Source organism: Micromonospora sp. MH99, assembly GCF_021442385.1.
Lineage (GTDB): Bacteria > Actinomycetota > Actinomycetes > Mycobacteriales > Micromonosporaceae > Micromonospora.
On the sequence record NZ_MUZA01000046.1, the window covers coordinates 1 to 13,059 of the forward strand.

Genomic DNA, 13,059 nt, shown 5'->3' on the forward strand with positions numbered 1-13,059 from the left:
GCCGGCCAGCCGCCCCGGCGCAGCCGGCTCGCGCAGTGCCGGGCCAACCGGTCCAGGTGGTCGCCGTAGCGGGCCCGGGCCGCCGCGGCGGTGTCCGGCACGGGCACCAACTCCACCGGGCGGACTCCGCCGACAGCCGCGACGACCACCTCGGCCAGCAGCGCGCCCAACGGGCGGGCCAGACCGTGCCGGCCGTGCTCCTTGTACGCCAGCAGGGCCTCCCGCAGCGGGCCGGCGTACGGGCCGAGGGCGACGCAGGGCGGCAGCCCCGGTGGGGCGGGCGTGGGGCGGACCGTCCGGGGACGCAGCACGCCCAGCGCCGTCACGCAGGCGGGGCAGAAGCCCTGCCGCAGGACGGCGTGACTCTCCCGGCAGCCGGCACAGTCCGCGGGCAGGACCAGGTCGGCGAGGTCCGCCCAGAGGCCGCGCACGGCGTCAGTAGAGGAAGAACGGGGCGGACGGGTTGCTCGGCCGGACCCCGGCCGGCGGCGCGGGGACGTCGCGCACACTTCCCGGCTCGATCCGTTCGAACGGGCTGCTGCGGTACGCCACCTTGTTCGCCTCGTACATGTACGACCCGGTGGGAACGCGCACGCTGCGGTTGGTGGGGTACGCCGTCAGGTGGTTGACCTTCGCGCCCACGTCGGTGCGCAGCGGCGTCTCCAGAGCGCCGTCCACGCTGATCTCGTAGATCGCCGGCTGGCCGGCCGACCCGGCCACCACCAGCCGATCCTCGCCGATCCAGTCCACCGCGGTCAGGCCGGTCAACGAGGTGACCAGCGCCCGGGGCGGGCCGACCGACATCCCGCTCCCAGCGCCGTCGAGGGTGATCGCCGCGACGTAGAGCCGTCCGCCGGCGATCAACGCGACCCGCTGACCGTCCAGCGCGGCGGCGACCGCGGTGACCTGCGGCGAAGGCAGGTTCAGCGGCACCTCCGACATGCGGGCGGCCTCGTCGAAGCGGTACAGGCGGCCATCTGCCACCACCAGCCCCTGCGCCGGCCGAGAGTCGACGGTACGCAGCCACACCGGGCGGCTGATCGAGGCGTACTCCGTGCCACTGCGGTTGAGCGCGGCCACCGTGTCCGCGCCGACGCCCACTGCGAGTCGCTGCCGGTCCTTGCCGCTGGTCACCACCATCGCGGCGAGGATCCGGCTGGTGCCCCGCGCGAGGCCGGCGGACACGATGTTGCGGTTGACCTCGGCCGCCAGGGGCACCACGCCGCTGGGCTCGCCGACGAAGTCCAGCGGGCGGATCGCGCCCTCGTAGACCCCGAACCGCTGCGGGCTCTCCCGAACCGGGTAGAGCGGCTTGGCCAACCGGCGCTCGTTGAGATCCTGGACCGGCTGCGAGTTGTTGCGGATCTTCAGCTCCAACTCGCCCGGCAGGTCACCCAGCGACCAGGCGAGCTGCGTGATCACCTGGTCGACCCGACTCTGGTCGTCGCCGGACATGTCCAGGTTGACCTCCCAGCGGTTGTTCGCGCCGGTGGCGTTGTTGATCAGCTCGGTGCCGTCGGGCAGGCCGACCACGCCCGGCCGCAGCCAGTCGGACGGGCCGCCGACCAGCCAACGCACCACCTCGTTGACCCGGCGCTCGTCCGGCACCGCGAACGGCAGGTAACGCTGGTCGGGCACCAGCCGCGTGCGGTCGGAGCTCCAGAAGTAGATCGACTCGTCCTGGTAGTACTGCTGAAGGGCGACGTCACTGAGCAGCAGCACGTTCGGCGGGTCGAGGACGTACTGACCGGCGCGCTCGTCGTTGGCGGCCCCGCCGAGGGAGGCGCTGCGCAGCCGGAACTCGTACTCCGTCTCGGTCGCCACCGGCGGTGCCAGGGTGCCGTTGGTCCGCAGCACACCGATCTGCTGCACCGAGATCTTGACCGTGGTGGTCGAGTCGCTGTTGAAGGTGAAGACCGACTCCCCCAGCCGGACCACTGTCAGCGCGACCTCGCTGCCCTTCTTGTCCTGCAGGCGCGGCTTGTGCTCCGGGGCGATGAACGCCTTCACCCGCTCGTACGCCCGATCCGGTTCGCCGGCGGCGGCGGACAGGAAGTTGCGCACGAACGCCTCGTTGTCGCTGCCGCTGGCCGTACGCGATGGTGGTTCGCTGCTCCGGCCGTTGCTCGACCCGGCCTCGGTCGCCGTGCCGGCCTTGCCGTCCACCCGCACGTCGGACGACGCCGGGATGCCGCAGCCCGCGCTGAGCAGCAGCGCCGCGCCGAAGGCGCCCAGCAGTGGTCGAGCCCTCACGAGCGCACCTCCGCCCGCTGGCCGTCCCCCGTCGACGCGGGGCCGATCGCCAGCGCTCCACCGGCGCCCGGCCCGATGGCCAGCGGGCCGCCGTCGCGGGGGCCGCCGAACGGCAGCGCCGCGTCGGCGGGCACCAGCCGCAGCGGCGACGTGGTGAGCCGGTCACCGGCGCGGGCCGGCAGGGTGAGCCGGAACTGGGCGCCCTGCCCGGGCGCTCCCCAGGCTTCCAGCCAACCGCCGTGCAGGCGGGCGTCCTCGAGGCTGATCGACAGACCCAGCCCGGTGCCGCCGGTCTGCCGGGCCCGGGACGGATCCGCCCGCCAGAACCGGTTGAACACCAGCTTCTCCTCACCCACCTTCAGCCCCACGCCGTGGTCGCGAACCGTGATCGCCACGGCGGTGTCGTCGATGCCGAGGGTGATCAGCACCGGGCGGGCCTCGCCGTGCTCGACGGCGTTGCCGACCAGGTTGCGCAGCACCCGCTCGACCCGGCGGGGGTCGACCTCGGCGATCACCGGCGTGGTCGGCAGGTCCAGCTCGATCTCCACGCCCACCCGCTCGGCCAGGCCGGCCAACCGGTCGACGACCCGGTGCACCACCGGCACCAGGTCGGTCGGCTCGGCGTCCAGCATGGCGAAGCCCGCGTCGAACCGGCTGATCTCCAACAGGTCGGTGAGCAGCTCCTCGAAACGGTCCAGCTCGGCCTGGAGCAGTTCGGCGCTGCGGGCCACCGCCGGGTCGAACTCGTCGCGCTCGGCGAAGATCAGGTCGGCGGCCATCCGGACCGTGGTCAACGGGGTCCGCAGCTCGTGCGACACGTCGGAGGTGAACCGGCGCTGCAACCGGGACATCTCCTCCAGGCGCAGGATCTGCCGTTGCAGGTTGGTCGCCATCTGGTTGAACGAGGCGGCCAGGAGGGCGAGATCGTCCTCGCCGTTGACCACCATCCGCTGGTCGAGCAGGCCGGCGGAGAGCCGCTGGGCGGTACGCGCGGCGACGCGGACCGGGTTGACCACCAGACGGGTGACCAGGGCGGCGAGCAGACCCAGCAGGACCACCAGGGCGATCCCGGTGGCGACGACCGTGGCTCGGGCGTCCGCCGCGGTGGCGTCCTGCCGGGTCAGCGGCACCAGGTAGTAGAGCTCGATCTGCCCGAAGCGGGTCGGCACCGGCGAGCCGTAGACCAGGTACTTCGTCGTTTCGCCGGTGAGCCGACCGGTCTGGATCTGGCTGGCCACCTTGCCGCTGGCGACCGCGGCCCGCAGCTCCTTGCTGATCAGGGGCTGGACGTTGGCCGCCGGCGCGGTGCGGGTCTGGATCATGGTCGGGTAGTCGGCGGCGGTGATGGCCACCACCACACCACTGGTCTGCTGCGGGTCGCCGCCGGCCAGGTAGTTGACCGTGCCCTCGATGGTCTCCTGAAGCTGCGCCTCCTGCGGCTGGCCGTAGAGGGAGACCTGCTTGGCCACGTAGCCCGCGCCGCCCTTGACCCGCAACTGGACGTCGCTGCGGGCGTTGTCGAGCAGGATCGTCGTGATCTTGTCAGCGATCAGGTACGCGAAACCGCCCACCAGCAGGCTGGAGGCGACCAGCGTGATGGTCACCACCCGGACCTGGAGCGAGCGACGCCAGGTCTGGTGCGCCCGGGCCACCAGCCGCGCGACCCGGCCACTGACGGCACGCCACAGGTCCCGGCCGGCGTCGAGCCGGCGGGCAGGCGCGCTCTGGGGGTGCGGGGGCGGCGAGGTCGACACAGTGTGACCAGGCTATCCGGTGCCCGCCTTGTAGCCCACGCCCCGCACGGTGAGGATGATTTCCGGCCGCTCCGGATCTGGTTCGATCTTGGCGCGCAGCCGCTGCACGTGCACGTTGACCAGTCGGGTGTCGGCCGCGTGCCGATAGCCCCAGACCTGCTCCAGCAGCACCTCACGGGTGAAGACCTGACGCGGTTTGCGGGCGAGCGCGACCAGCAGGTCGAACTCCAACGGCGTCAGCTTCACCTCCTCGTCGTTACGGCTCACGGTGTGTGCCGGCACGTCGATGGTGATCTGGTTGCCGGGCGGGCCGATCGTCAGCATCTCCGGGGCCACGTCCTCGCCACGGCGCAACCGGGCCCGCATCCGGGCCACCAGCTCCTTGGGCTTGAACGGCTTGACCACGTAGTCGTCGGCGCCGGACTCCAGGCCCAGGACGACGTCCACGGTGTCGCTCTTGGCGGTCAGCATGACGATCGGCACACCGGACTCGGCACGGATCGACCGTGCTACGTCGATACCACTCATACCGGGCAACATGAGGTCGAGCAGGACGATGTCCGGTCGACTGTCACGGAACGCTGCCAACGCCCGCTCGCCATCGGCCACGAACGAGGGCAGGAAACCCTCATTGCGCAGCACGATGCCGAGCATCTCGGCGAGTGCGGGGTCGTCGTCGACCACCAGTACCCGGGCTCTCATGGGATTAATATTGCATCCCCGTTCAGTTCGGTGGGACCGGCGTCACCCGGTACGGATGGTGCCGCCGGCAGAACCAGTCGCCCGCGACCCGCGGCGGCGGCGCCACGTGGTGCGGGGGCCAGAGCAGGGATCGGACCCGGGGCCGGCTGCCACCATGATCCCCCCTCGGCGCCGTCCGGCGCCACCGTAGCCCCGGCCGGCCGCGCTGTCACGATCCGGACGACGGGTCGCCGTCCGGCGCTCAGCCGAAGAGCGCGCGGCCCCAGTGGTCCCCACCGTCGCGTACTCCGGGCGGGCAGGCGAACAGGCCGCTGGAGACGTGCCGCAGATATTCGTTCATCACGTCGTGGCGGGCCAACTGGGTCTGGATCGGCACGAACTGCCGGCGTGGATCCCGCTGGTAGGCGATGAAGAAGAGGCCGGCGTCGAGCCGGCCGAGACCGTCCGAGCCGTCGACGAAGTTGTAGCCCCGCCGCAGCAGCTGCGCGCCGTTGTTCCTGCTCGGGTGGGCCAGGGCGACGTGGGCGTGCTCGGCGATCAGCGGCTTGCCGTCGTCACCGCGTGCCGCGAAGTCCGGCTCGTCGAACTCCTTGCTGCGCCCGAGCGGGGCGCCGCTGCCCTTGGTGCGACCGACGATCTCCTCCTGCTCGGCCAGGGAGGTCCGGTCCCAGGTCTCCACGAGCATCCGGATCTTGCGGGTCACCAGGTACGACCCGCCGGTCATCCAGTCCGGCCCGTCGCCCGGCTGCACCCACAGCTGGTCGCGGAGCCTGTCGGTCTCCTCGGCCTTGAGGTTGGCCGTACCGTCCTTGAAACCGAACAGGTTGCGGGCGGTCGCCTGGTCGCGGGACGTCGACGACGTACGGCCGAAGCCGAGCTGCGACCAGCGGACGCTGACCACCCCCATGCCGATCCGCGCCAGGTTGCGGATCGCGTGCACCGCCACCTGGGGGTCGTTGGCGCACGCCTGCACGCACAGGTCACCGCCGGAGATCGGGGCCTGCAACGCGTCGCCGGGGAACTTGGGCAGCTCGGCCAGGGCGGCCGGGCGGCGGTCGGCGATGCCGAACCGGTCCCGTCCGTCGGCGTCGCGGAACAGCGTCGGGCCGAAGCCGATGGTCAGGGTGAGCTGCGACGGCGGGAGGCCGAGCGCCTCGCCGGTGTCGTCCGGCGGGGCCTCCGGCATGCCACCGACCGCGCCGAGCACCCCGGCGTCGCGGCCGGCAGTCATGCGGGCGGCAGCGGCCGTCCACTCCTCGAGCATCTCGACCAGACGGGCCCGGTCCTTGGTGATGACGTCGAAGGCGACGAAGTGCAGCCGGTCCTGCGCCGGGGTGACGATGCCGGCCTGGTGCTCCCCGTGGAACGGGACCGCGCCCGCCGGATGGTCGCTGGCGGCCGCCGGGCCACGGGAGTCGCCCACCAGCGCGCCCGCGCCAGCGGCCACCCCGGCGACTCCGGCCACCCCCGCGCCGGCGAGCGTGATGGCCCGCCGGCGCGTCAACCTGCTTGCGCTCATCGACTCGACTCCCCCTGCGTCCCGGTCACCGGGCGACGACTGCGGCGACCTTGCTGATCGGCTCGGCGAGCGCGTTGATGCCGTCGGAGAGCTCCTTGAGCTCCGCCTTGCTCAACGCGGTGTGCAGCTTCCACCCGTCGCCGTCGCGGTGCTTGCCGAGCTGCGCCTCGACGTTCGCGAACTCGGTGTCGAGCTGCTTGACCAGCTCCGGCGAGCGCTGCTCCAGCGCGGGCCGGAGGGCGGACAGCGCCGCCTTGGAACCTTCGAGGTTGGCGGCGAAGTCCCACAGGTCGGTGTGCGAGTAGCGGTCCTCCTCGCCGGTGATCTTGCCGCTGGCGACCTCGTCGAGCAGCTCCTTCGCGCCGTTCGCGAGCTGGAGCGGGGAGAGCTTCTCGGCGTTGGCCTTGGCCACGATCTCCTTGACGTCGACAAGCAGCCGGTCCGCGATCGGGCCGTCCTTGCTGATGTCGCCGGACTGCCAGAGGTCCTTCTCGATCCGGTGGAAGCCGGTGAACTCCATGCCCTCCTCGATGACCTCCTCGCGGCCGTCGATCTTGGGGTCGAGGTCGCCGAAGATCTCGGCCACCGGCTCGATCCGCTCCCAGTAGGTGCGCGCGACCGGGTAGAGCGACTTGGCCTTCGCCACGTCGCCGGCCTTCACAGCGGCGACGAACTCCTCGGTCTTCTCCAGCAGCGCGGCGGTCTGGCTCTTGACGTAGCGCTGGTAGTTGTCGGTGGCCCCGGCCAGGGCGGCGTCGGCGGTCAGCGGCTGCGCCGACCCGCTGACCTTGAGCGCGCCCCGGATGCCCTTGCCGCTCATCCCCGGCTTGCAGGCCGTCTCGTACGTGCCCGCCGGCAACTCGACGTGCAGCTCGCGGCTCAGGCCCGGGGCGATGTTCTCCACCTCGCCCATCACCCGGTCGCCGGAGGCGTACACGTAGAACTCGGTGACCTTCGCGCCCGAGTTGGTGATCTTGAAGGTGGCGGTCCCGGCGCCGAGATCGGTAGTGCCGACCTCGCAGGCGGTGTCGGTGGCCTTGACCACGATCGCGCCACCTGCCGCGCCCGCGTCATCCTTCTTGGAATCGGAGCACGCGGCGACGCCGGCCGTCGCCAGCACGCCGGCAGCGGCCAGCGCGAAGAATCGGGTGGTACGCATCTGAGCTGTCTCTCCTCGTGGGGGTCAGGCACGCTGCGGCGCGGATGCCGCATCGGCCTCGGCCTCGGCGCCGGTGTCGGCCCCGCGCTCGGTGACGGTGGTGGTGGTCGTGGCGTCCGGAGACGTCGACCCGGCCGTCGGCGTGGCGACGGCGGGCGCCGAGGCCGCGGCGGGTGCCGACGTCGCGGGCGCAGCCGACGCCACGGTGGCCGCGGCCGGTGCTGGCGTACGCCGGGCCGGGCGCAGGAAGAGCACCAGGACGGGCACGGCGTACCCGATCCAGGCGATCGTCTCGAGCACGGTGGGTGCCGGGGTCACGTTGAACATCCCGGCCAGCAGCGCCGCGTACCAGGTGCTCGGGTCGAGCGCGCCGGTGATGTCGAAGGCCAGGTTGTTGAGGCCGGGCAGGACACCGGCCTCCTGGAAGTCGTGCACGCCGTACTTGAGGATGCCGGCGGCGACCAGGATCAACAGAGCGCCGGTCCAGGTGAAGAACTTGCTGAGGTTGATCCGCAGGGCACTGGCGTACAGCAGCACGCCGAGCACCACGGCGGTGACGATGCCGCCGATCAGCGCGAGCAGCGGCCCACTGTCGCCGGCCGCGCCCTGGGCGGCGGAGTAGAAGATCAGGGCGGTTTCGAGGCCCTCGCGGATCACCGCGAGGAAGGCCATGCCGGCGACGGCGAGCGACCCGACGGCCAGCGCCTCGGTGAGCCTGCCGCGCAGCTCGCCCGCGATGGTGCGGGCCGCCTTGCGCATCCAGAAAATCATCCAGGTGACGAACACCACGGCCGCGACGGAGGTGATGGCCTCGAACAGCTCGCGGTCCTCGGAGCGGGACAGCAGCGAGGTCGAGGTGTACTCGATGAGCCAGCCGAAGAGCACGGACAGCGCCACGGCAAGGCCGACGCCCGCCCACACCTGCGGCAACCGGTCCCGGCGCTGCGACTTCACCAGGAAGGCGACCAGGATGCTAACCACCAGGGTCGCTTCCAGGCCCTCCCGCAGGCCGATCAGGTAGGTGGCGAACATCCTGGCTCCGTGTTCGTTAGGCACGCCTCAGCTAACTTAGGGCAGCCATACCTTCCTCCAGTTCCGGGACCTCGTCAAGTCGTTCATGACAAGCTCACTCTCGCTGTGACCTGGTCTCCGAAGGCCCACCACGAACCGGAAACCGTCCGAGCGTGGGAGGATCCCTGCCGTGAAGGCTTTCCTGCCGTGGTTGGCGGTGCTCGCCGTGGTGCTGCTGCTCAGCGCACTGCGCCTGCGGGCACTGGCCACCGTCGTGTCCCTGGGCTGGCTGGCCTGGTGCGCCTGGACGTGGTTCCGCCCCACCCGCCGCGGCTGACCCCGCGCCCCGCGCCCCGCGCCCCGCGCCCCGCGCCCCGCGCCCAAGATCGTCACAGTTTCAGGGATGTTGCTGCGTCAGACGCGCGGGAGACAGCAACATCCCCGAAGTTGCTGTCTCCCCGCCCACAGTCCCCCGCGATCTTGCACTTTCTGTCGCGACATAGCGGGGCGAGAGCCGCAAATCGTAGACCGAAACTGCAAGATCGCGGGGCGGGGCGGGGCGGGGCGGGGCAGGGCGGGACGGGGGCGGGGGCGGGGGCGGGGGCGGGACAGGGCGGGGACGGGGCGGGGCGGGGCGGGAACGACGAACCGGGTCGGCTGCGAGCAGCCGACCCGGTTCGGAGAGATGTCGATCAGTAGCGGTAGTGGTCCGGCTTGAACGGACCCTCCTGCGAGACGCCCAGGTAGGCGGCCTGCTCCTTGGTGAGCGTGCTCAGCTTGGCGCCGAGCGCGCCCAGGTGCAGGCGGGCCACCTTCTCGTCCAGGTGCTTGGGCAGCACGTAGACGCCGACCGGGTACTCCTCGGTCTTGGTGAACAGCTCGATCTGGGCGATCGTCTGGTTGGCGAACGAGTTCGACATGACGAAGCTCGGGTGCCCGGTCGCGTTGCCCAGGTTCAGCAGACGCCCCTCGGACAGCACGATGATGGCGTGCCCGTCGGCGAAGCGCCACAGGTCGACCTGCGGCTTGATGTTGATCCGCTCGACGTCGGAGCGCTTGGCCAGGCCGGCCATGTCGATCTCGTTGTCGAAGTGACCGATGTTGCCGACGATGGCCTGGTGCTTCATCCGGGCCATGTGCTCGTTGGTGATGACGTCGAAGCAGCCCGTGGCGGTGATGAAGATGTCCGCCTGCTCGACCACGTCGTCCAGGGTGGCGACCTGGTAACCGTCCATCGCGGCCTGCAACGCGCAGATCGGGTCGACCTCGGTCACCACGACCCGGGCGCCCTGGCCGCGCAGCGACTCGGCGCAGCCCTTGCCCACGTCGCCGTAGCCCATCACGACAGCCATCTTGCCGCCGATCAGCACGTCGGTGGCCCGGTTGATGCCGTCGATCAGGGAGTGGCGGCAGCCGTACTTGTTGTCGAACTTGCTCTTGGTCACCGAGTCGTTGACGTTGATGGCCGGGAAGAGCAGCGTGCCGGCGCGGTGCATCTCGTAGAGGCGGTGCACGCCGGTGGTGGTCTCCTCGGTGACGCCCTTGATGCCGGCGGAGATCCGGGTCCAGCGCTGGCCGTCCTCGGCGAGCGAGCGGTGCAGCAGTTCGAGGATGACCGCGTACTCCTCGGAGTCGGCGGACTCGACCGGCGGCACGACGCCGGCCTTCTCGAACTCGGCGCCCTTGTGGACCAGCAGGGTGGCGTCGCCGCCGTCGTCGAGGATCATGTTCGGGCCCTGCCCGTCCGGCCAGGCGAGCACCTGCTCGGTGCACCACCAGTACTCCGGAAGGGTCTCGCCCTTCCAGGCGTACACCGGGACGCCGGCGGGGGCGTCGGGGGTGCCGTTCGGGCCGACGACGATCGCGGCGGCGGCGTGGTCCTGGGTGGAGAAGATGTTGCAGGACGCCCAGCGGACCTGCGCGCCGAGGGCGACCAGCGTCTCGATCAGGACGGCGGTCTGGATGGTCATGTGCAGCGACCCGGTGATCCGCGCGCCGGCGAGCGGCTGCGCTTCGGCGAACTCCCGCCGGATCGCCATCAGGCCGGGCATCTCGTGTTCGGCGAGCTGGATCTCCTTGCGCCCGAACTCGGCGAGCGACAGATCCGCCACCTTGAAGTCGCCCTCGGCGAGCGTGCTCGGCCGGGCCTCGGACGGCGTACCGCTGGCGGCCGCCGGGAGGGTGCTGGTCATGAAAGCTCCTGTCGAACGATGTCTGCGCCGATCCTCCACCTTACGCGCGCCGGCGACGGGTGACGGGGGACGGGCTGCGGACAGCGCACGGGGCGGTCGGTGGTGGACAGACCTGCTGCCCACTTCCGCCCGCCCCGTGCATCCCCCCGGTTTGGTTCCCCGCACGTTGCCGGACCGTCGTCGCGATAACGCTGCGTACTCATAGAGTCACACCCCGCCAAGGGCGAGTCAAGCTATTCCGGGAAAGTCGGACTTGTGTCGGGCTCAGCGCAGCCCCGACGTCGCCACGTACGCCTCACCGTCACCGCTGATCCGCAGCGGCCCGCCGGCCGCGGTGCCGATCGCCGCCTGGCCGGAGGCCAGCGTCAGCGCGCCCGCCCCGTCGTCGACAGTGACCGAGCCCGCACCGCAGAGCACCACCCGGGGGCCGGGCAACGCCAGGGCGACCTCCGGCACGGCCGTGCCGACCCGCACCCGGTGCAGCGCGAAGTCGTCCACCGGCACCGGCCAGCAGTCCACGCCCGGGGCGACCGACTGCGCGGCGCGTACCGGATCGTCGAGCACCTCGAAACGCAGCACCCGCAGCAGCTCGTCGACGTCCACCCGCTTCGGGGTGAAGCCGCCGCGCAGCACGTTGTCGCTGGCCGCCATGATCTCCACGCCGCAGCCGCTCAGGTACGCGTGCAGGTTGCCCGCGGGCATCCAGATCGCCTCCCCGGGCTCCAGCCACAGGTGGTGCAGAAGCAGCGCCACCAGCACGCCCGGGTCGGCCGGATAGGCGACCGCCAGCCGGCGGGCCAGGTCAGCGTCCGGCCCGTCGGCCGACGACGCCACTGCGGCCCGCAGCAGCCCGTCGCGCTCGGCGACCGGCCAGCCGAGCAGTGTCCGCACCGCCGTGCGCAGCCCCGCCGGACCGGCCCGCAGCGCGTCGACAACCGGCCCCAACGCTGGTACGCCGAACGCGGCGAGCGCCTCGGCCGACTCCGCCGGATCCCGGAAACCGCACAGCGCCTCGAACGGCGTGAGCGCGACCAGCAACTCCGGCTTGTGGTGCGGGTCGGAGTAGTTGCGCTCGGCCGCGGGGCGGCCCGCCTCCGCCGCGAAACCCGCCCGGGCCTGCTCGGCGTCCGGGTGGGCCTGCAGGCTCAGCGGCGCGTCGGCGGCGAGCACCTTGAGCAGGAAGGGCAACCGGGTGCCGAACCGGTCGGCCACCCGCTGGCCCAGCCACTGCCCCGGCTCGTCGCGCACCAGGTCACAGAGGCTCACCCGCAGGCCGGCGCGCTCCACGCTGGCCGGGGCGCCCGGGTGGGCGCCCAGCCACAGCTCCGCCTCCGGGCCGGCGCTGGGCACCGGCCGACCCTGCAACATGGCGATGGCTGAGCGGGACCCCCAGGCGTAGTCCCGGATCGGTCCGTACAGCGGTTCCACGATCTCAGCCCCCGGACCGCCCGACCGCCTCGCCCGACACGTCCTCGGGCTGCGGTACGGCGGTGTCGGCGGCGGCGCCCGTGCCGGCTGCCGCGGCGGCGGCGCTGTAGATGTCCGGCTCCAGGTAGATCACCCGGGCGATCGGCACGGCCGTACGGATCCGCGCCTCCACGGCGTTGATGCCCCGGGCCAGCTCCTGGGCGCTCTCGTAGGCCGGCACGCCGATCTTCGCGGCCACCATCAGTTCTTCCGGGCCCAGGTAGAGCGTCTTCATGTGGATGATCCGCTCCACCTCGGGGCCCTCGGTGATGGCCCGTTCGATGGCGGTCAGGTCCTGCTGCTCGGCACCCTCACCGAGCAGCAGGCTCTTGGTCTCGATGGCCAGCACGATGGCGATGAGCACCAGCAGGATGCCGATCATCGCGGTGCCGGCGGCGTCCCACCTGCCGTTGCCGGTGATCAGCGTCATGCCGACGCCGAAGAGCGCGAAGACCAGACCGATGAGCGCGCCGAAGTCCTCCAGGAGCACCACCGGCAGTTCCGGCGCCTTGGCCCGTCGGATGAAACGCACCCAGGACTGGTTGCCCCGGATCTGGTTCGACTCCTTGATCGCCGTCCGGAAGGAGACCGACTCCATGGCGATCGCCGCCAGCAGCACCACCACCGGAAGCCACTGCCACTCGGTGATGCCCTCCGCGTGCGACCACTTGTGGTACGCCTCGTAGAGGGCGAACAGGCCGCCGATGCTGAACAGCACGATCGACACGATGAACGCGTAGATGTAGCGCTCCCGGCCGTACCCGAACGGGTGTTCCGGGGTGGCCGCGCGCTTCGCCCGCTTCCCACCGAGCAGCAGCAGACCCTGGTTGCCGGAGTCGGCGACCGAGTGGACCGCCTCGGCCAGCATCGACGAGGACCCGGAGAGCAGGAACGCGATGAACTTGGTGACGGCGATGCCGATGTTGGCCAGCAGGGCGGCGACGATCGCCTTCGTCCCGCCGTTCGCGCTCACGCTGCCACTCCGCTTCGCGTCGTGGTGAC

11 protein-coding genes are annotated in these 13,059 nt (G+C 71.6%); 1 reads left to right on the forward strand and 10 read right to left on the reverse strand.

Going from position 1 to position 13,059, the window contains the following annotated elements; genetic code table 11:
- The 7 genes from B0E54_RS21875 to efeU form a co-directional block, all read right to left on the reverse strand.
- Positions 1-431 (reverse strand): ComF family protein (locus B0E54_RS21875; protein ID WP_374109299.1); only part of this gene is annotated, 431 nt, incomplete at its 3' end.
- A gap of 4 nt (positions 432-435) precedes the next feature.
- Entirely contained in the window at positions 436-2,253 is a 1,818-nt protein-coding gene (locus B0E54_RS21880; RefSeq protein ID WP_234587697.1) for an LpqB family beta-propeller domain-containing protein, read from the reverse strand.
- A complete protein-coding gene (gene mtrB, locus B0E54_RS21885; protein ID WP_234587698.1) occupies positions 2,250-4,007 on the reverse strand; it encodes an MtrAB system histidine kinase MtrB in 1,758 nt (585 codons plus the stop codon). The genes B0E54_RS21880 and mtrB overlap by 4 nt, the downstream gene beginning before the upstream one ends.
- Before the next feature lie 12 nt (positions 4,008-4,019).
- Positions 4,020-4,709: an MtrAB system response regulator MtrA gene (gene mtrA / locus B0E54_RS21890; RefSeq protein WP_234587699.1), complete on the reverse strand. Its 690-nt coding sequence runs from the start codon at positions 4,707-4,709 to the stop codon at positions 4,020-4,022.
- A gap of 241 nt (positions 4,710-4,950) precedes the next feature.
- Positions 4,951-6,228 (reverse strand): iron uptake transporter deferrochelatase/peroxidase subunit, encoded by a 1,278-nt coding sequence (gene efeB / locus B0E54_RS21895; RefSeq protein ID WP_234587700.1) that lies wholly within the window; start codon positions 6,226-6,228, stop codon positions 4,951-4,953.
- Positions 6,229-6,253: 25 nt separating this feature from the next.
- Positions 6,254-7,387: an iron uptake system protein EfeO gene (efeO, locus tag B0E54_RS21900; RefSeq protein WP_234587702.1), complete on the reverse strand. Its 1,134-nt coding sequence runs from the start codon at positions 7,385-7,387 to the stop codon at positions 6,254-6,256.
- A 24-nt stretch (positions 7,388-7,411) separates the two neighbouring features.
- Positions 7,412-8,419: an iron uptake transporter permease EfeU gene (gene efeU, locus B0E54_RS21905; RefSeq protein WP_308195388.1), complete on the reverse strand. Its 1,008-nt coding sequence runs from the start codon at positions 8,417-8,419 to the stop codon at positions 7,412-7,414.
- A 169-nt stretch (positions 8,420-8,588) separates the two neighbouring features.
- Here efeU and B0E54_RS21910 point away from each other — a divergent pair, with 169 nt between their 5' ends.
- Positions 8,589-8,735, forward strand: coding sequence for a hypothetical protein (locus B0E54_RS21910; RefSeq protein ID WP_234587704.1), 147 nt, complete (start codon positions 8,589-8,591; stop codon positions 8,733-8,735).
- A 355-nt stretch (positions 8,736-9,090) separates the two neighbouring features.
- Here B0E54_RS21910 and ahcY read toward each other — a convergent pair whose 3' ends face one another.
- The 3 genes from ahcY to B0E54_RS21925 all read right to left on the reverse strand — a co-directional run bounded on the left by ahcY (position 9,091) and on the right by B0E54_RS21925 (position 13,030).
- Positions 9,091-10,590: an adenosylhomocysteinase gene (gene ahcY, locus B0E54_RS21915; protein WP_234587706.1), complete on the reverse strand. Its 1,500-nt coding sequence runs from the start codon at positions 10,588-10,590 to the stop codon at positions 9,091-9,093.
- A gap of 264 nt (positions 10,591-10,854) precedes the next feature.
- Entirely contained in the window at positions 10,855-12,018 is a 1,164-nt protein-coding gene (manA, locus tag B0E54_RS21920; RefSeq protein WP_234587708.1) for a mannose-6-phosphate isomerase, class I, read from the reverse strand.
- Positions 12,019-12,022: 4 nt separating this feature from the next.
- Positions 12,023-13,030 (reverse strand): cation diffusion facilitator family transporter, encoded by a 1,008-nt coding sequence (locus B0E54_RS21925; RefSeq protein WP_234587710.1) that lies wholly within the window; start codon positions 13,028-13,030, stop codon positions 12,023-12,025.
- Positions 13,031-13,059 lie beyond the last annotated feature (29 nt).

Coding starts and splice junctions, on each gene's coding strand:
- mtrA (WP_234587699.1), bottom strand. CDS start 4,709: ATGAGAGCCCGGGTACTGGTGGTCGACGACGACCCCGCACTCGCCGAG.
- efeB (WP_234587700.1), bottom strand. CDS start 6,228: ATGAGCGCAAGCAGGTTGACGCGCCGGCGGGCCATCACGCTCGCCGGC.
- efeO (WP_234587702.1), bottom strand. CDS start 7,387: ATGCGTACCACCCGATTCTTCGCGCTGGCCGCTGCCGGCGTGCTGGCG.
- efeU (WP_308195388.1), bottom strand. CDS start 8,419: ATGTTCGCCACCTACCTGATCGGCCTGCGGGAGGGCCTGGAAGCGACC.
- ahcY (WP_234587706.1), bottom strand. CDS start 10,590: ATGACCAGCACCCTCCCGGCGGCCGCCAGCGGTACGCCGTCCGAGGCC.